The sequence below is a fragment of the Aeromonas sp. 25-248 genome, from assembly GCF_053005425.1.
The window spans coordinates 75,301-93,256 of sequence record NZ_JBRKTB010000004.1 but is presented as its reverse complement, the minus strand read 5'-3'; the positions used below and the strand labels follow the sequence as shown (position 1 = coordinate 93,256).

The following is a 17,956-nucleotide window of genomic DNA, read 5'->3' as shown; positions in this document are numbered from 1 at the left end:
CTAACTAGCCCTGTCCCACCGCACTGACGATGCGGATCTGCTTGTCGTCAGGCACTTCCTGATAGGACAGCACGCGTAATCCAGGAATGGCATTCTTGACAAATTTCGCCAGGGTATTGCGCAATATCCCCGATGTCAGAAGCACGGCCGGCTGGCCTTCCAGTTCTTGTCGTTGAGTGGCTTCCACCAGGGAGCGTTGCATCCGCTCCGCCAGTCCCGGTTCGATACCGGCGCCATCTCCCCCACCTGCTTGCAGGGATTGATGCAATATACGTTCCAGTTCTGGTGACAAGGTGATCACCGGCAGCTCGGGTTCGGGGCCGGCAATCTCCTGCACAATCAATCTGCGCAGGGCGATCCGGCAGGCTGCGGTCAGCACTTCCGGGTCCGGGCTGCGGGGCGCATATTCCACGAGGGTCTGCAGGATAGTGCGCATATCGCGAATTGGCACGCCTTCATTGAGCAAATTCTGCAATACCTTCACCAGGTTGCCCATGCTGATCACCTCGGGAACCAGTCCTTCCACCAGCTTGCTCTGATGCTTCCCTATCATGTCGAGCAGTTGTTGCACCTCGTCATGACCCAGCAGCAGCGCCGCATGGTTGGAGAGGATCTGGCTCAGGTGGGTAGCCACCACGGTGGCCGCATCGACCACGGTATAGCCAAGGGTCTGGGCCTGGGAGACCTGCTCCTTGGCAACCCAGACCGCCTCCAGCCCGAACGCCGGGTCCTGGGTAGCGATACCGTGGATCTGGCCGAACACCTGCCCCGGGTTGATGGCCATCTCCTTGTCGTGATAGACGGTGGCTTCCCCCGTGCTCACGCCCATCAGGGTGATGCGGTACTGGTTGGGGGCAAGATCCAGGTTGTCGCGAATGTGGACGGCAGGCACCAGAAAGCCCAGCTCCTGGGAGAGCTTCTTGCGCACCCCCTTGATCCGGTTGAGCAGCTCGCCCCCCTGGTTCTTGTCCACCAGAGGTATCAGCTGATAACCCACCTCCAGGCCGATGATGTCCACCGGCATGACGTCGTCCCAGCTGAGATCCTTCTGCTCCACCGGGGCATCCCCCTGGGTCGGCATGAGTTCGCCGCTCGCCGCCTTCGCCTTGTTCTGCTTCTCGCGGCGCAGCAGCCACCAGGCGCCCGCCGCCGCCACCGCCCCCAGGCTCAGGAAAGCCAGGTGCGGCATGCCGGGTACGCTGCCCATCATCAGCAGGATGCCGGCGGAGATCACCAGCGCCTTGGGATTTTCGAACAGTTGGCCGAGTACCGCAGTCCCCATGTCCTGGTCGGTATTCTGACGGGTGACGATGATGGCCGCGGCAATGGAGAGCAGGAGCGAGGGGATCTGGGCGACCAGACCGTCACCGATGGCGAGCAGGGTATAGACCTGGGCCGCTTCGCCGAAGGTGAGCTGGTGCTGCATCATGCCGATGATGAAGCCGCCGATGATGTTGATGAAGAGGATCATGATGCCGGCGATGGCATCCCCCTTCACGAATTTGGAGGCACCGTCCATGGAGCCGTAGAAGTCCGCTTCCTGAGTCACGTCCTGACGGCGCTTCTTGGCCTCTTCCTGGTTGATGAGACCGGCGTTCAGGTCCGCATCGATGGCCATCTGCTTGCCGGGCATGGCGTCAAGGGTGAAGCGGGCGCTCACCTCGGAGATCCGGCCCGCCCCCTTGGTGACCACCACGAAGTTGATGATCACCAGGATCATGAAGACGATGATGCCCACGGCATAGTTGCCGCCGATCACCACGTTGCCGAACGCCTCGATCACATGGCCTGCCGCCGCGCTGCCGTTGTGGCCTTCCAGCAACACCACCCGGGTGGAGGCGACGTTGAGGGCGAGCCGCAGCAGGGTGGCGATCAGCAAGACGGTGGGAAAGGCGGCAAATTCCAGGGGGCGGCGGGTATAGACCGCTACCAGCAGCACCACGATGGAGAGGGCGATGTTGAAGGAGAAGAGGATATCCAGCATCAGGGGCGGAATGGGGAGTACCACCATCCCCAGAGAGGCCAATACCAGCAGCGGCGTCCCTACCCCTCTGCTGAGCAGCCACTTGTACTCTTTGAAACGGCCCAGTCCCGCTTTGAATCCCATCGTGCTTCTCAATGATAAACTGCCAATGACGGATTAAAGCAAATATCAAGCCAAGGATTCAATGCATTGATCTATATGGTTTTTATTTTAACGCTGTCAGAAGTCCGTCGTTGGCGTCACGGGGAATGGCGACAAGGGGAAGCGGCCTTCACCAAGCAGGCCAAAGGCCAGCCCAGGCCATGGGGTGAGGCGCCGCGCCTCGACAGGGAGATTGCGGCCTTGTTTGCGACACAAGGGAGAGATCGGATGGTAGGGCCATCCCACCGCTTTATTTGCGAAACGCGGGGGGCACAAGGGAGAGCACACGGGATCAGGCTGCCACCACTGCGTTATTTGCGAAACTCGGGTGGAATGGGCAGATCCTTGGCGATGGGGGTCGGGCGCCGGCCGCGGCCACGGCGGAACTTCTTGAGCTGATAGACATAGGCCAGGACCTGGGCGACGGCAGCGAAGAGCCCCTCCGGGATCTCCTGGCCAATCTCGGTGGCGTGGTAAAGGGCCCGGGTGAGCGGCGGGGAGGACATGACGGGGATGTCGTATTCGCGCCCGATCTCCCGGATCTTCATCGCCACCTCGTCGACCCCCTTGGCCAGTACCTTGGGCGCCGCCCCCGGCTTGCCCGCATCGTATTTGAGCGCCACCGAGTAGTGGGTCGGGTTGGTGATGATCACATCGGCCTTGGGGACATCCCCCATCATGCGGCGCATGGCCATCTGCATCTGCAACTGGCGTATCCGCCCCTTGACCTCGGGCTTGCCTTCGCTGTCCTTGAACTCGTCCTTGATCTCCTGCTTGGTCATCTTGAGCTGGCGATTGTGGTTCCAGCTCTGGAACGGCACGTCGATGGCGACAATGGGGATCAGGGCGCAGCAGAGGATGATCAGCATCCAGAGCAGCAGGTCCAGGGCATCGACGATGCCGCCGGGAAAGCCCTCGAGAGAGAGATTCAGCAGATGGTTGAACTGGCTCGACAGCATCCACCAGGCGAACAGACTGATAAACACCACTTTTGCGATGGATTTGACAAGTTCCACCAGGGATTGCACCCCGAACATCCTTTTGATGCCGCTCAGGGGGCTCAGCTTGCTCCACTTGGGCAGCATGGCCTCGGAGGAGAAGTTCATCCCGCCGAGCAGGGTGTTGCCGACGAAGGCAGCGATGATCACCAGCATGAACAGCAGCCCCAGCGGCTGGATAAGCTCCCCCAGCAGGGCGGGCACCATGGCCCCCATGGCATTGGGGTCGAACGCCTGATCCCGGTCCAGGGTAAAGCCCATGGTGAGCACCTTGATCATGGCCCCTGCCAGACTCTCCTTGATCATCAGGAGGCCGAACACGGTCGCCAGCAGGACGCTGGCGGTACCCAGCTCCTTGGAACGTGCAATCTGCCCTTTTTCCCGGGCTTGTTGCAGTCGTTTGCCCGTGGGTTGTTCTGTGCGTTCCTGATCGGTATCAGCCATGCTGACCTCCTGCCGGCATCAGCCGACTGGCGGCCCGCCAGAGTGGCGGCAAAAGGGCCGCAACCGGGAGGGCCTCAGTCATGCTGGCCCCCGAAGCACTGGACGTTGATGAGCTCGCAGCTGGTCTCCTGCACCCGCTCCCAGAGCGCGTCGAAGTGTCCCATGAAGCCACCGATGGTGAGCCAGAGGATGAAGAGCCCCGACATCATGCTGACCGCAAAGCCGATGCTGAAGATGTTGAGCTGGGGGGCCGCACGGGTCATCACCCCGAACGCGAAGTTGATCAGCAGCAGGGCGATGATGGCCGAGAGCGCCATCACCAGAGAAGCCTGATACATGACCCCGAGAAAGCTCACCAGGCTGCGGATGGCAGGCAGGGTGAGCCCGCTGTCAGATACCGGCAGGGTTTCGAAACTCAGCACCACCATGCGCAGCATCAGCAGGTGGCCGTCCACCGCGAGAAACACCAGGGTCGCCAGCATCAGGTAGAACTGGCCCACCACGGGAGCCGACTGGCCGTTCATGGGATCCACCAGGGTGGCAAAGCCAAGGCTGGTCTGCATGGCGATGACCTGACCCGCCATCACGAAGGTCTCCAGCAGGAACTGGGTCATGAGGCCGAGCGCGATGCCGATGAGCAGTTGCTGCCCCAGCACCAGGAAGCTGCCGAGGGAGAAGAGCTCGATCTTCGGCATGGGGGGCAGCAGGGGGGCGATGATGAGGGTGATCGCCAGCGCCAGGCCGATGCGGATATGGGCAGGGGCGAGCCGGCTGCCGAAGACCGCCATCACCATCAGGAGACTGCTCACCCGGGCCAGGGGCCAGAGGATGGAGGAGAGCCACTCCATGATGAGCGCCGTGGTGTAGGTCATGACAGCGGCACTCCCGGCAGGAACAGGCCAACGGGAGGACGCAGGCCCCGGTCTGCCAGAGCGAAAGGGTGGTCCTTGGCTGGCATCAGCCCACCACCTCGGGGATCTGGCTCACCATCAGCTGGAAGAAGTCCATCAGACTCTGCAATCCCCAGTGAGCCCCCGCCCCCAGGGCCAGCAGGGTGACCACCAGACGGGGCAGGAAGCTCAAGGTCTGTTCGTTGATGGAGGTGGCGGCCTGGAAGATGGCGACCACCAACCCCACCATCAGGCTCGGCAGGATCACGGCGCACACCATGATGGTCACCAGCCAAAGCGCCTCGCGAAAGACGTCGACGAAGGTTTCAGGACTCATTGCTCGCTCCTTGTGATGGGTTTGCAGGCCTCTTCGCTTCCTCCCCGAGTGAAGGGGAGAGCCGGGGGAGGGTCTGCCCTCCCCTAACCACCCGAGCCCAGCCCGAAGCTGGTGGCCAGGGAGCCCAGAATGAGGTTCCAGCCATCCACCATGACGAACAGCATCAGCTTGAACGGCAGGGAGACCAGCATGGGGGAGAGCATCATCATCCCCATGGCCATCAGGATACTGGCGACCACCAGATCGATGACCAGGAAGGGCAGAAACAGCATGAAGCCTATCTGGAAAGCGGTCTTGAGCTCGCTGGTGACGAAGGCCGGGATCAGCACCCGCAGCGGCACGTCAGCAGGCTCGGCCACCTGCACGTTCGCTATCTCCATGAAAGTATTGAGATCCTTGACCCGGGTCTGGGCCAGCATGAACTGGTGAATGGGCAGCTCCGCCTTCTCCAGGGCCTCCTTGGCCCCGATGGTCTCGGCCAGATAGGGCTGCAACGCCTCGTTGTTGATGCGATCCAGCACCGGCGACATGATGAAAAACGACATGAAGAGGGCGATGCCGATCAGCACCTGGTTGGAGGGGCTCTGCTGCAGACCGATGGCCTGGCGCAGGATGCCGAGCACCACGATGATCCGGGTGAAGGAGGTCATCATGATCACCATGGCCGGCAGGAAGGAGAGCGCGGTCATCAGCGCCAGCACCTGCAGGGTCAGGCTGTACTCCTGACTGCCATCCGCCATGGTCTTGACGGTGAGTGCAGACATGCCGTCCTGGGCCATCGCCAGGGGCGAGAGCACCAGGGAGAGCAGTGCCAGCCACCGGGTCCAGTTAACGTTTTTCATGCTTGCCCATCAGTTTGCCCAGTTGCTCGGAGAACGCCTGAGGCTGGCTCTCGTCCAGCGGCTCCTCCAGGCGATAGAGGAAGTTGACCTGCTGCGGCGTCACCCCGACCAGCAGCTGCTGGCCGCCCACCTTGACCACCATCAGCTTCTCCTTGTAGCCAAGGGGCAGGGTGGCGATGACCTTCATCTGGCCCCCTCCCATCACCTGGGAAAGCTTGCTCTTCTTGAGCAGGAAGCCCAGCACCAGAATGAGGCCGATCACCATCAGGCTGGAGAGCAGCCAGGAGGTGAGGCTGGGGGGATTGGCCCCTACCCCCGGGTTGGCCAAGGCAGGCAGGGAAAACAGCCACAACGGGAGCACACGGATCATTTGAGCTTCTTGATCCTTTCAATCTGGCTGATGACGTCGGTAAGGCGGATACCGAACTTGTCGTTCACCACCACCACCTCGCCGTGGGCGATCAGGGTGCCGTTGACCAGCACGTCCAGGGGCTCACCCGCCACCCGATCCAGCTCCACCACCGAGCCCTGGTTCAGTTGCAGCAGGTTGCGAATGCTGATCTGGCTGCGGCCCACTTCCATGGCGATGGTCACCGGGATGTCCAGAATGGTGTCCAGCTTGCGCCGCTCTTCGGCGCTGATGGGGGCTTCGTCCTTCAACTCCTCCAGGGGGGCAGGCTTGGCTTCGGCCGTGACCTGCTCCTCCAGTGCGGCCGCCCAGGCGTCAGCCATCAAATCCTGCTCGTCATCGGTTCCGCTCATCTTCAATTCCTCAGTGTTGCAACACCTCCCCGGGGGGAGGATCAATCAGGGTGTTTGTCAGAGATGCTTCGCTCGAGCTCTTCCAGCTCGGCTTCGCCATCAATGCGCACGCCCCCGCGAGTCACCAGATGCATCTCTGTCTTGACCCCGTCAGGGCGCTTGATTTTGTCGGTGATCTTGAGCGCCACGTTCTCCTTGGTGCGCCCCATCTTGGCGTGGAAGGTGGGCAAGTCCTCCACAAAGACCAGCAGGTTCTCCGGCATCTCCACCGGGATGATGTCCCCGGGTCTGAGCTCCATCAGCTCACGCAAGGAGAGCTCGGTCTCCAGCAGCTTGGCCTTGAGCTCCACCTTGACGTCCATGATCTCGTCGCGCAGGGCCTTGCTCCAGCGCACGTCGGTATCCCCCTTGTCGCTCTGCACCCCCGCATCCAGCAGTTCGCGGATGGGTTCCAGCATGGAGTAGGGCATGGCCACGTGGAAGTCGCCGCCACCGCCGTCCAGCTCGATGTGGAAGGAACTCACCACGATCACCTCGGTGGGGCTGACGATGTTCGCCATGGCCGGGTTCACTTCGGAGTCGAGGTATTCAAAGCCCACGTCCATCACCGGCGCCCAGGCGTCCTTGTAGTCCTCGAACACCAGCTTGAGCAGCATCTGGATGATGCGCCGCTCGGTGGGGGTGAATTCCCGCCCCTCGATCTTGGCGTGGTAGCGGCCATCACCGCCAAAGAAGTTCTCCACCAGGATGAAGACGAGCCGCGCCTCCATGGTGATGAGCGCCGTCCCCTTGAGGGGGCGGAAACGCACCATGTTCAGGCTGGTGGGCACGAACAGGGTGTGGACATATTCGCCGAACTTGAGCATCTGCACGCCGTTGATGGAGACCTCGGCGGTGCGCCGCATCATGTTGAACAGGCTGATGCGCATGTGGCGGGCAAACCGTTCGTTCACCAGCTCCAGGGTCGGCATGCGGCCGCGGACGATGCGGTCCTGGGAGGAGAAGTCGAACTGGGCGATACCGGGATCTCCGGCTGATCCCAGCTCCTCCTCCTCGACATCGTCGACGCCATGCAGCAGGGCATCAATCTCGTCCTGACTTAACAGATCGCTCACGCTTCACCTTTCATTGCATGACAAAGCCGGTAAACAGCACTTGTTCGATTACGGGAGAAGAGACCAGGTCGTTCAGCACCCGGCGGCACTCTTCCAGCGAATCCTGACGCAGCTTCTCCTTGCCCTCGAAGGTCATCAGCTGTTCGGCGGTCGCCGAGCTGAAGACCCGCAGCAAGGTGCCTTCGATCAGGGGAATGTTCTGTTTGGCCAGGGTTTCGTCGGCGGTGCCACGCACCATCAGCTGGATCTTGATCTGCACCAGCCGATCCCGCTGGCCTCCCGCCACGTTGAACACGAAGGGACGGGGCATGCCCACATAGAGCGAGGGCTGGGGCGTGTTCGCCTCCGGCTTGGCCTCGCTTTTTTCGGCGGCGGGCTCATCCCCACCGGCGAGCATGAACCAGGCGCCGGCGCCACCCCCACCAAGGAGCACGACGGCCAGGGCGACTATCATGATCAGCTTCTTTTTCTTGCCTGCCGCCGGATCCTTCAGCGTCAGTTCGTTATCGTCTGCCATCCCTTGTCCACCCTAGTCTCAAACTTGTTCGGTATCATAAACTTACTTAAGAATGCATCAAGCATAGAAATCGATTCCGGCATCGTTTGCCGATTCCACCAGCAGCGTGAGGTTGCGAGCGCTCCCCTCGGCCTCTCTGCCATCGCTGCCGCCACCATTTCCCCCCTGTCGCCCCTGGTCACCGAAACCGGACTGACCCTGGGAGGATGACTGCCCCTGCTGCTGGAAGGCTTGCTGCTGCGCCTGTTGCTGCACCACGGTCTGGCCGAGCTGGATCCCCTGCCCTGCCAGCATGTCGCGCAGGCGCGGCATGGCCTGCTCCAGCATCTCACGGGTCTGGCCATGCTGCACCACGAAGTGCACGCTGGCCTGGCTGGAGGCATCCATCTGGATTTGGATCTTCATCTTGCCAAGCCCCAGGGGGTCTAGCTGGATCTCCGCCTGTTGCAGCTTGTCCGCCAGCATCAGGTTCACCTTGTGGTGAAGCTGCTCGGGGGCCTCAGGGGTCGCCAGCTTGAGGTGGGGCAGGCTCTGAGGCTCTCGTCTGACGGTCGCCTCGGCCAGCGGTCGGTTCTCGCCGACCTGGCTCTGTGCCTGATGCAAAGGCTGGCTCCCCTCGGCGGGTTCACTGCCCTTGACCTCCATCCCCGACTGTTTTCCCAGCTCATCGAGCCGCGACTTGTCCACCGCGGGCTTCACCGACACGGCAGCGCCGGCGGCCACCACGGGGGCGCTCTCCATCTGGTCCAGGCCCGCCGAGAGGGCCGTCAGGGGGGCTTGTGCCCCCTGGGATTCATGACGAGCCAGGATCTGCGGCGCCGCCTGGACTGGGGCCGGGTCCTCCGTCGTCACGGGCTGGCTGCTCCCTGCATTCGCTACAGGCTCGGCCCCTGCACGGGCTCCCCGCCCGCTCGCGGCCTCGGCCTGTCTGGCCTCACCGGCGACAGGGGCCTCCTTCTCTGCCCCTGCCGCCGTCGCGGGCGGGGCGGACTCCGGTGCGGCCACAGGGGCCGGCCCCTGCGCCACCGTCCGGATCACGCCATCGCCATAGGCGCTGGCGGCACGGGAAGTGGTTGTCCCCTGTCCGGCCGACGCCAGGGGATCGGTCACCTGTGCCTCTTGCGATGAGTCAGCCCGGGTGACAGTGGGAGCCTGGGCGTTTTCTCCTGCCACTACTTTGGCGAGCAGGGCGGCACGCTCCTGACCCGAGAGAGGGGGCTCACCCCCCTTGGCATCCGGCTCCGCTCCCTGCCCTGCCATGGGCTGGCGGGTCGCTCCGCCCTGGTCAGCCACGGCAGTGTCATCGGCCAAGGGGGGCTCTTCGGCCCCCAGCGGCAGAGCCCCCTGACCGCTCGGCACGGCGCTGGCGCCTTGGGCCGCACCGGGGATGGCTTTCGTTTTGTTCCCTTCATGCTGACGCTCTGGCGCCATCTGCGGCAGAGAGGCGCTCCCCTCTGCCGCCTCCACGCCCTCTGCCATCCCCACGTCCTTCGCCATTCCCACCCCCTCTGCCATCCCAGGCGCAGCGGCGCTAGGCGGCAAGGGGTTGCCGTCCACAGGCGCCGCCGCCTCACCGGCCATGGCGGGCGATGTCGGGGGCACCACCAGGCTCACATCCTGGCGCAGGGAGGCTTGCAACTGTTGCAGGAAGTCGTCGGGAGGCAGCTCGCCCTCGTCGTCCGCCCCCTTCGAGGAAGACACGGACTCGGTGGCGGGCTCGTCAGACGCCAAAGATTTGGCAGCCGGGGCAAGCCCCTCCCGGGCGCCCTCGGCGGGGCCCTGGAGCGGTGGGTTGCCCTGACTGGCTGGCGCCTTGCCCATCAGCTGGGCCATGGCCATGGCTTGCGAGAAGGCGGCCTTGCCCTCGCCTGACGGCTGCACGCCCCCTTCGCCCCCAATGGTGGGAGCCAGCAGGGTGGCGCTGCCATCGGCAGAAGGCGCCTGGGGGAGAGTGCTAATCAAGGGGGTCTGTATCATGCTGGGATCCCTGACGACGATTCGGTGACGGCCGCACGTGCGGTCATGGCTTGGCCCATCGGCCTCGCATGACCGGAAGAAAGCAAATTACAGGCCAGATTGGTGATAACGACGCAGGATGGCGTAGTCATCCAGCATCTTCTGCTCCTGGCGCTGGGCCTTCTGGCGCACCTTGTCCGCCTTCTTCTCCAGCAGCAGCTCGACCGCCTTGCGCCGCTGCTGGGCTTCGAGCCACTGGGTGCGGCACTCGGCCAGCGCCTCGCGCACTTGCAACACCCCTTGGTACTGCTGGGTCGCCGCGTTTTCGAGCTTGTTGATGAAGGCGTGATACTGGCTGTTCTGCTGGGGGCTGATCCCCTGCAGACCGCGCTCCGTCCACTGCTGGTGGTAGATCTGGCGGTACTGGTTGAGGGCGTTTTGCTGATCCATGAACAGCTTGAGATCCTGCTGGGCCTTGGCCAGCGCCATGGCGGCCTGCTGTTCGGCCTCCTCCAGCCGACTCGCCAGCAACGTCAATCCTTTACTCATAAGGGCTCTCCACCGGTCAACGCATCAGGGGCATGGCCACCAGTTGCAGGGATTGCAGGCCTTCATCGTAGTGAATGACCTCGCGCATTTTCTGCTGCAAGAACTGATCCAGATAGGGTTTCTGGATGATGGCCCGGTCGATGCGCGGATCCGATCCCTGGCTGTAGGCGCCGATGGTGATGAGGTCCCGGTTCTGCTGGTAGAGGGAGTAGAACTGCTTGAAGGTGCGCGCCAGCTCCATGTGCTCCGGTGAGGTCACCATGGGCATGACCCGGCTGATGGATTTTTCGATGTCGATGGCCGGATAGTGGCCCGCATCCGCCAGCTCCCGCGCCAGCACGATGTGGCCATCGAGGATGGCCCGGGCCGCGTCGGCGATGGGATCCTGCAGATCGTCCCCCTCCGTCAGCACGGTGAAAAAGGCGGTGATGGAGCCCTGACCGTCGCTGCCGTTGCCGGCCCGCTCCACCAGCGCCGGCAATTTGGCAAACACCGAGGGGGGATAGCCCTTGGTGGCCGGCGGCTCCCCCACCGCCAGTGCAATTTCCCGCTGTGCCTGGGCGTAGCGGGTGAGGGAGTCCATCAGCAGCAGCACGTTGAGCCCCTGCTCGCGGAAATACTCGGCGATGGCGAGCGCCGTCTCGCACCCTTTGAGGCGCATCAGCGGCGAGGCATCGGCAGGGGCGGCCACCACCACGGCGCGCTCGCGCCCCTCGGCGCCGAGGATCTCCTCGATGAACTCCTTCACCTCCCGGCCCCGCTCGCCGATGAGGCCTACCACGACGACATCCGCCACCGAGCCCCGGGTCATCATGCCAAGCAGCACGGATTTGCCGACACCGGAGCCGGCGAACAGCCCCATTCGCTGACCCCGGCCCACGGTGAGCACGGCATTGATGGCCCGTACCCCCACGTCCATGGGTTGATGGATGGGGCGACGGGCTAGGGGATTGATGCGGTGCTGGGCGAACTGCACCGTCTGGGACGAGAGGATGGGGCCGAGCCCGTCCAGGGGCTGGCCGATGCCGTCGATGACCCGGCCAAGCAGACTCATGCCCACCGGGATGCCGTGATCTTCGGTGACGGGCACCACCCGGGCGCCGGGAATAACTCCCTTGAGCTGCTCGCTCGGCATCAAGAACAGGCGATCCCCGGCAAACCCCACCACCTCGGCCTCCAGGGCCCCATCCTGGGTATCGATGCGGCACAGGGAGCCGATGGCGGCGCGGCAGCCAATGGCTTCCAGGGTCAACCCCACCACCCGGGTGAGCTTGCCTGCCACCGGTGGTATGGGGGCCTGCTCGCGAACCCGGTAGCCTTTAAGCCGATCAAGAAGGGGTGCCGTCATGTCGCCTCCGACGATGAGTGCCTGATGATGCCGTCAGCAGGGCGCTGCACGACGGGTTCGAACCGGGCCATGGCTCAGCTCGCGTTGTCACGCAGGAAGTTGCGCAGCAGTTGATCGATGCGCCCGGAGAGGGTGAGATCGATGCTGGAAAGCTCGGTGGCCAGTTGCAGATCGCCGGGGGAGAAGGTGGGCTCGCTTTGCAGCCGCCAGTGGCGCCTGGCGCACTCCTCGGCGCCAAAGGCGGCCTCCACCCGGGTAACATCCTCCGGGTGCAGCATCAGGGTGACCCCCTGCTCGGCGGCAGGGAGCAGGGCCAACCCCTGCTTGAGGGCCTCCAGCAGCAGCGTGGGGGAAGTTTGCGCCTCATGGCGGATGAGGGCGCGGGCGAGCTGTTGCACCAGGGCGATGAGCTGCTGCTCCACCGCCTCGTCCATCTCGCCAAGGGGAGTGGCCAGGCGTGAGACCAGGGCTTGCCAGCGGGCTATCTCCAGCTCCACCTGCTCCCGTCCCATGGCGAGTCCCTCTTCCCTGCCCTGCTCCAGCCCGGCCTGGTGGCCCTGCTGCAAGCCTTCGAGCTTGCCCTCTTCCAGCCCCTTGGCAAAACCGGCCTCGCGCCCATCGCGCATCCCCTCTTCCCAGGCGGCCTGACGAATCGCCTCCACCTCTTCGGCGGTGATGCTGGGGGCGGGTTCTTCGGGTTGTTCTTCCGGCAGAGCCGCATCGGCCTGCTCCTGACGATACCAGTCAGGAGCCAGCCCCAGGGCATTGGTCTCGACCTCTGCTTCGGTCTCCATCTCTGGCCAGCCCCAGGTCTCAATCTGCGCCGTGTCGGACTCGGGCCTCAGATAGCCGCGCAGTTTGCTGTTCTTGTCATTCATGTGCCGAAGAGACTCCTATCGAGGGCCGGGTACAGGGGCCGACATCATCGCACATTCCATGGCCCATGGCTTAGAGGAACTCTTCGCCACCACCCGCCCCCAGCATGATCTCGCCCGCATCCGCCAGGCGGCGCGCGGTGGAGAGGATCTCCTTCTGGGCGGCTTCCACCTCGGAGACCCGGATCGGCCCCATGGCCTCGAGGTCGTCCGCCAGCATCTCGGCGGCCCGCTTGGACATGTTCTTGAATACTTTTTCCCGCATCTGGTCGTCCGACCCCTTGAGGGCCCGTTGCAGCAGATCCCCGGGCACTTCCCGCAGCAGGGTCTGGATGCCCCGATCGTCCACGTCGATGAGGTTTTCGAACACGAACATCAGATCCTGGATCTGCTGGCTCATCTCCTCGTCCGACTCGCGGATGGAGTCCATCAGCTGCCCTTCGATGTTGGTGTCCAGGTAGTTCATGATGTTGGCCGCCGCCTTCAGGCCGCCCATCTTGGCCGCCTGGGCACCGGCCGCACCGGCGAACTGTTTCTCCATGATGTCGTTGAGCTCCTGCAGCGCCGCCGGTTGCACCTCTTCGAGGTTGGCGATGCGCATCACCAGATCCAGGCGCACCTGCTCCGGGAACTGGCTCAGGATCTCGGCGGACTGCTCCGGCTCCAGATAGGAGAGGACGATGGTCTGGATCTGCGGGTGCTCGTTCTGGATGATGCTGGCCACCTGGCGGGCATCCATCCACTTGAGGGAGTCGAGGCCGCGGGCACCTGATCCCAGGATGATCTGATCCACCAGGTTGCTGGCCTTGTCCTCCCCGAGCGCCGCCACCAGGGCCTTGCGCACGAAGTCTTCACTGCCGATGCCGATGTTGGTGTACTTCTGGATGTCGTCGATAAATTGACGATGCACCGCCGCCACCCGATCGTGGCTGAAATCCGACATGGAGGCCATGGACATGCCGAGCCGCTGCACCTGCTTGGGCTCGAGGTGGCGGAAGATCTGGGCCGCATCCTCCTCGTTGAGGCTCAGCATCAGCACCGCCGCCATCTCCATGCCGCCCATCTGATCCAGGATCAAACGCTGGCTTTCGGTGATGTCGTTGCCGGTGACCTGGCTTTTATTCTCTTCAGGCATCTTTGGTTACCCATTCTTTGATGACCTGGGCGGCCAGGTCAGGTTCGTTCGCTACCAGGGCGCGCACGGCCTTGAGCAGATCCTCGTCACGGTGCAGGTCAGGCAGCTTGAGCTGACCATCCCGCAGACCGAATACCGGTTCGGCCTCGGCCTGGGCGGCCAGCAGGCTCAGTTCGTCGTCGCCACCCAGCACGGTGTGGTTGTCGAAGTCCAGCTCCCCTTCCGGCTTGGCGTCCGGGTAGAGCAGGCGCTTGAGCATGGGCCGCACCACGGTGACGATGAGCACTATGATGACCAGCACGGAGGCGGCGATGCGCACCGCGCGCCAGAACCAGGGCTGCTCGTAGAGGGGGATGTCGGCCACGGTCTCGAGTTCCGGGCGGTTGAACGGAATGGCGACCACCTCCAGGGTATCCCCCCGGGTCACGTCAAAGCCCAGACCGCCGCTCAGCAGACGGCGCAGGGTATCGAGTTCGGCCTGGCTGCGGGCTTCCCGGGTCACGGCACCGTCGGCGCCGGGGATGGCCTTGTAATCTACCGCCACCGACACCGTCATGCGGCGAATGCCGCCCTGCTGGCGCCGGATGTGGCTGACGGTGGTGTCCAGCTCGAAGTTGCGGGTCGCTTCCTTGCGGGAACGGCCGGAAGAGGCGGTTCCTTCCCCGCCGGCAGCCTGCTCGGGAATGTTGGACGCAGCGGGCGGCTGGTTGGAGAGGGCGCCGGGTACCCCGCCGTTGCTGCCGCTGGCGCTGTTCTCTTCCATGGTCATTTCGGAGCGCACCGCCGGCAGGTCCGGGTTGTAGGTCTTGCGGGTCTGCTCCTGCTGGGAGAAGTCGAGGGAGAGATCCACCTCTGCCGTATAGTTGTCGGCCCCCAGCACCGGGATCAGGATGGCGTCAATTTTTTGTTTGTATTCGAGCTCCTGCTTCTGCTGCATCGCAAACTCCTTGCGGGTCTGGGCAGAGAGGGGATCCTGGGAGCCGGAGTTGAGCAAGCGACCGTTCTGGTCGGTCACGGTGACGCGGGTCGGCTCCAGACCGTGAACGGCGGAGGCGACCATGTCGACGATGGAGTCCACCTCACCCTGGCCCAGGGCGTTGCCCTTGAGGCTCAGGACCACGGTGGCGCTGGGCTTGCGTTCGTTGCGGGCGAACACGTTGTCTTTCGGGATAGCCAGCAGCACCTGGGCCTTGGCGACGTTCTGGAACTGCTCGATGGCGCTCGCCAGCTGACGCTCGCGGCTCAGTTTCAGGCGCTCGCTCTCCATGCGCTGGCTGACGCCGAAGCTGGAGTCCTTGAGCAGGATGGCTTCGCCGTCGTTGCTGGCGTCGCTGTTGTTGGCCAGACCGGCGCGGGTCAGGCGCAACCGGATGTCCGCATAGTTTTCGGCACTGACCAGCACGCTCTTGCCATCCACCTGATAGGGGATCTTCTGCTGATCCAGGTAATCCAGGGTGGAGACCAGCTCCTGGGTGGTGAAGGTGCCGAGGGGACGCATCTCCGGCTCCTTGCCCCACAAGAGGATGAAGACAGCGATGGCCAGACAGATGGTCAGCCCCAGGATCAGGGTGATCTGGCGCAACACATCGGTGTTGGACAGGAAGCCCAGCGCCGAGCTCTTCTGCTCGTGCTCGTCGAGGGCGGCCGCCCCCTCGTTGTTGATCAGCAGATCGCCGTTTTGATCAGTTGCCACGGTTTATGTCCTTGTTGCTGACATCTTCATGATGCTCGGTCGCCATGGGCCCGAGTTACACCGGCATGTTCATGATGGTCTTGTAGGCATCGACCATCTTGTTGCGCACCTGCACCGTCGCCTCGAAGGCGATGGAGGATTTCTGGCCGGCGATCATCACCTGGGAGAGATCCACCGACTTGTCGCCGAGATCGAAGCGGGTACGCAGATCGTTGGCGGTGCCCTGCAACTCGTTGACGTTGTCCAGGGCCTGTTGCAGCATCTGGCCGAAATCCGAACTGACCGGACGACCGGGCTGGGTCAACGGCGTGGCACCGGCTTCCACCTTGAGGGCCTGCATCTCTTGCATCAGGCTGCTTGCGCTAATTTCCATCTTCCCTTCCCAGACAAATCATTGACACTGACTGGCTTGAAGCAATAAAGGTGCCAACCAGAGCGAGATCTCGAGATCAGGGATAAAAGAGGGGCGCGATCAGGCCGGCGGGCACCGGCCATCCGGGGATCAGGTTGCAGAGCCGGGGGGATCGCCCAGCAGCAGCCGCAGGTAACTCAGGTGCAGATCGTAGTGCTCGCCTGCAGGCAGCTTGGCCAGCACCTCGTCGCGCAGGTAGCGGGCCTTCTCCCCCGCCTGCTCGGGGGCCACCAGCCCCACGCTCACCAGCCTGGCGATGATGGCATGGGAAAGCGCCAGGCTGGCCTCGTCGGCCTCCCCCCAACCGAAGGATGCCCCCTGATCACTCTGTGTCAGGCAGGGCTCGAGCGGTGCTACCAGATCCTCCCAGACCCAGAACGCGGCCGGGATCCCCTCCTGCAGGCGCAGATAGATGCTCTGCTTGTCCCACTCCCGGCGGTGGGCAGCCATCCGCTCCTGTTCGGCCTCATGGGTCATCTTGCTCTCCTTGTCGCTGGACTCTGTACGGCGCCCATGAAAAAGAGGGCCCAAGGCCCTCTTTTTACTGCAAGTCCCGACAATTAAACAGAGTGCACCTCGATCTCCTCCAAGAAAAAACGAGTCAGATCGGCAGGGATCACTTGTTCAGGTCATCATCCAGCCAGTACTTGGAGCCCGAGATGTTGGCGTCAAGCAACAGCCCCTTCTCGCCAATCTGGTAGATGGCCATGCCCCCATTGTATTTGGCGGTGAGCTCGGCGCTCTCCTTGCCCGCCACGGCGCCCACCTCGGAGGTGGCTTCCCACCCCTTGCTGACGAAGGCATCGAACCTCGCCTTGTCTTCGAACAGGATCACCTGCTGGTAGAACTTGCCGCCGATCCCGGCCGCAAGACCGGCACCGAACATCTTCATGTAGGTGTGCTTGCCACTGGTGCGATTGACGGCCACCCCGGCCCCCTGATTGGTGTGGATCATCAGGGAGAACTTGCGCGAGTCGAACACCGCATAGCCATAAGCCTTGTCAAACAGCAACTTGGCCGAGGGCTGTTCGTTGAACAGCCGCACCAGGGCGGTATCGGCCATGGTATCGAGGGCGGTTCTCGCCTCCTCCGGGGTCTTGGGCTCGAGCATGGTGTCGAGCTTCTTGTCGGCGGCGGTCAGCCACTCCTTGCCGGTGGCCGCGCTCTCTGCCGTCCAGGCCCCCGCCTTGTTGTAGGCCTCGGCCCCCCAGCTGGACACCGACTCCCAGGTCTCCTTGGAAAAATCGGTGATCCCCTTCCACGCCTCCTTGCTGGTATCGCTCACCGCGGTACCGAGTTCGGAGGCGGCCTCCTTCAGCTTTGCCCAGTCGGCCAGACCGGGGGTTGAGGCCAGCGCCAGTGCCGTGGCTATCACCAGGAATCGAATCTTCATTGTTTCCACCCTCTGTGATGAGTCGAAGGTCACAGTAGCAGATCTGGCGCCTGCCCGTTAAGGGCATCCCCCCGGCGCGGGTCAGACGCTGACGCGCAGGGGCTCAACGAAGCCGTTTACCCTGGCCGTCCACCACCTGCTCGCCATCCTCCTTGGCAAAGGCCCCTTGCTGCGGGTCGGGCAGGATATCGAGCACCACCTCCGACGGGCGGCACAGCCGGGTGCCGAGGGGGGTGACCACGATGGGCCGGTTGATGAGGATGGGGTCGGCCAGCATGGCATCGATCAGTTCGTCATCGCTGAAGCGATCTTCTGCCAGCCCCAGCGCCTCGTAGGGGGGCACGTTCTTTCGCAGCAGATCGCGCACCGGCATGCCCATGGCGGCGATCAGGGCCACCAGCTCGTCGCGGGAGGGGGGCGTCTCCAGATAGTGAATGATGGTGGGCTCCACACCGCTGTTGCGAATCAGCGCGAGGGTGTTGCGGGAGGTGCCGCACTCTGGGTTGTGATAGATAGTGATTGCACTCATTTACCTGTCTCTCATGACTCAAGTGAATAGAAATGG

At 63.5% G+C, this 17,956-nt stretch carries 19 protein-coding genes; all 19 read right to left on the bottom strand.

Annotated elements, in window-relative coordinates; genetic code table 11:
* Positions 1 to 4: 4 nt before the first annotated feature.
* The 19 genes from flhA to arsC all read right to left on the bottom strand — a co-directional run bounded on the left by flhA (position 5) and on the right by arsC (position 17,920).
* The gene (gene flhA / locus ACVDHI_RS08400) at positions 5 to 2,107 is read right to left on the bottom strand and encodes a flagellar biosynthesis protein FlhA (RefSeq protein ID WP_048207234.1); all 2,103 of its coding nucleotides are present in this window, start codon (positions 2,105 to 2,107) and stop codon (positions 5 to 7) included.
* 329 nt (positions 2,108 to 2,436) lie between these two features.
* Positions 2,437 to 3,567 carry a flagellar biosynthesis protein FlhB gene (gene flhB / locus ACVDHI_RS08395; protein WP_041212629.1) on the bottom strand — a complete coding sequence of 377 codons (1,131 nt, stop codon included), beginning with the start codon at positions 3,565 to 3,567 and terminating at the stop codon, positions 2,437 to 2,439.
* Positions 3,568 to 3,641: 74 nt separating this feature from the next.
* On the bottom strand, positions 3,642 to 4,439 hold the full coding sequence (gene fliR / locus ACVDHI_RS08390; RefSeq protein ID WP_010673928.1) for a flagellar biosynthetic protein FliR: 798 nt from the start codon (positions 4,437 to 4,439) through the stop codon (positions 3,642 to 3,644).
* A gap of 85 nt (positions 4,440 to 4,524) precedes the next feature.
* The gene (gene fliQ / locus ACVDHI_RS08385; RefSeq protein WP_010673927.1) at positions 4,525 to 4,794 is read right to left on the bottom strand and encodes a flagellar biosynthesis protein FliQ; all 270 of its coding nucleotides are present in this window, start codon (positions 4,792 to 4,794) and stop codon (positions 4,525 to 4,527) included.
* An 83-nt stretch (positions 4,795 to 4,877) separates the two neighbouring features.
* Entirely contained in the window at positions 4,878 to 5,636 is a 759-nt protein-coding gene (fliP, locus tag ACVDHI_RS08380; RefSeq protein WP_010673926.1) for a flagellar type III secretion system pore protein FliP, read from the bottom strand.
* Entirely contained in the window at positions 5,623 to 6,006 is a 384-nt protein-coding gene (fliO, locus tag ACVDHI_RS08375) for a flagellar biosynthetic protein FliO (RefSeq protein WP_010673925.1), read from the bottom strand. Before fliO ends, fliP begins: the two co-directional genes overlap by 14 nt.
* Entirely contained in the window at positions 6,003 to 6,398 is a 396-nt protein-coding gene (gene fliN, locus ACVDHI_RS08370; RefSeq protein WP_010673924.1) for a flagellar motor switch protein FliN, read from the bottom strand. The genes fliO and fliN overlap by 4 nt, the downstream gene beginning before the upstream one ends.
* A gap of 41 nt (positions 6,399 to 6,439) precedes the next feature.
* Positions 6,440 to 7,513, bottom strand: coding sequence for a flagellar motor switch protein FliM (gene fliM / locus ACVDHI_RS08365; protein ID WP_041212627.1), 1,074 nt, complete (start codon positions 7,511 to 7,513; stop codon positions 6,440 to 6,442).
* Between the two features lie 10 nt (positions 7,514 to 7,523).
* Entirely contained in the window at positions 7,524 to 8,030 is a 507-nt protein-coding gene (gene fliL / locus ACVDHI_RS08360; RefSeq protein WP_010673922.1) for a flagellar basal body-associated protein FliL, read from the bottom strand.
* A 57-nt stretch (positions 8,031 to 8,087) separates the two neighbouring features.
* Positions 8,088 to 10,007, bottom strand: a complete 1,920-nt coding sequence (locus tag ACVDHI_RS08355) for a flagellar hook-length control protein FliK (protein ID WP_447211958.1) — start codon at positions 10,005 to 10,007, stop codon at positions 8,088 to 8,090.
* A gap of 87 nt (positions 10,008 to 10,094) precedes the next feature.
* On the bottom strand, positions 10,095 to 10,535 hold the full coding sequence (fliJ, locus tag ACVDHI_RS08350; protein WP_039039911.1) for a flagellar export protein FliJ: 441 nt from the start codon (positions 10,533 to 10,535) through the stop codon (positions 10,095 to 10,097).
* A 16-nt stretch (positions 10,536 to 10,551) separates the two neighbouring features.
* The gene (gene fliI / locus ACVDHI_RS08345) at positions 10,552 to 11,883 is read right to left on the bottom strand and encodes a flagellar protein export ATPase FliI (RefSeq protein WP_029314163.1); all 1,332 of its coding nucleotides are present in this window, start codon (positions 11,881 to 11,883) and stop codon (positions 10,552 to 10,554) included.
* Between the two features lie 74 nt (positions 11,884 to 11,957).
* Entirely contained in the window at positions 11,958 to 12,761 is an 804-nt protein-coding gene (gene fliH, locus ACVDHI_RS08340) for a flagellar assembly protein FliH (protein WP_042878970.1), read from the bottom strand.
* Positions 12,762 to 12,831: 70 nt separating this feature from the next.
* Positions 12,832 to 13,893: a flagellar motor switch protein FliG gene (gene fliG / locus ACVDHI_RS08335; RefSeq protein WP_010673917.1), complete on the bottom strand. Its 1,062-nt coding sequence runs from the start codon at positions 13,891 to 13,893 to the stop codon at positions 12,832 to 12,834.
* The gene (gene fliF / locus ACVDHI_RS08330) at positions 13,886 to 15,586 is read right to left on the bottom strand and encodes a flagellar basal-body MS-ring/collar protein FliF (protein WP_041212623.1); all 1,701 of its coding nucleotides are present in this window, start codon (positions 15,584 to 15,586) and stop codon (positions 13,886 to 13,888) included. The genes fliG and fliF overlap by 8 nt, the downstream gene beginning before the upstream one ends.
* Before the next feature lie 55 nt (positions 15,587 to 15,641).
* A complete protein-coding gene (fliE, locus tag ACVDHI_RS08325; protein WP_029314161.1) occupies positions 15,642 to 15,959 on the bottom strand; it encodes a flagellar hook-basal body complex protein FliE in 318 nt (105 codons plus the stop codon).
* A 129-nt stretch (positions 15,960 to 16,088) separates the two neighbouring features.
* Positions 16,089 to 16,475, bottom strand: a complete 387-nt coding sequence (locus ACVDHI_RS08320) for a hypothetical protein (RefSeq protein ID WP_447211957.1) — start codon at positions 16,473 to 16,475, stop codon at positions 16,089 to 16,091.
* Positions 16,476 to 16,614: 139 nt separating this feature from the next.
* Positions 16,615 to 17,391, bottom strand: a complete 777-nt coding sequence (gene befA, locus ACVDHI_RS08315; RefSeq protein WP_041212621.1) for a beta cell expansion factor BefA — start codon at positions 17,389 to 17,391, stop codon at positions 16,615 to 16,617.
* A gap of 103 nt (positions 17,392 to 17,494) precedes the next feature.
* The gene (arsC, locus tag ACVDHI_RS08310; protein WP_104455529.1) at positions 17,495 to 17,920 is read right to left on the bottom strand and encodes a glutaredoxin-dependent arsenate reductase; all 426 of its coding nucleotides are present in this window, start codon (positions 17,918 to 17,920) and stop codon (positions 17,495 to 17,497) included.
* Positions 17,921 to 17,956 lie beyond the last annotated feature (36 nt).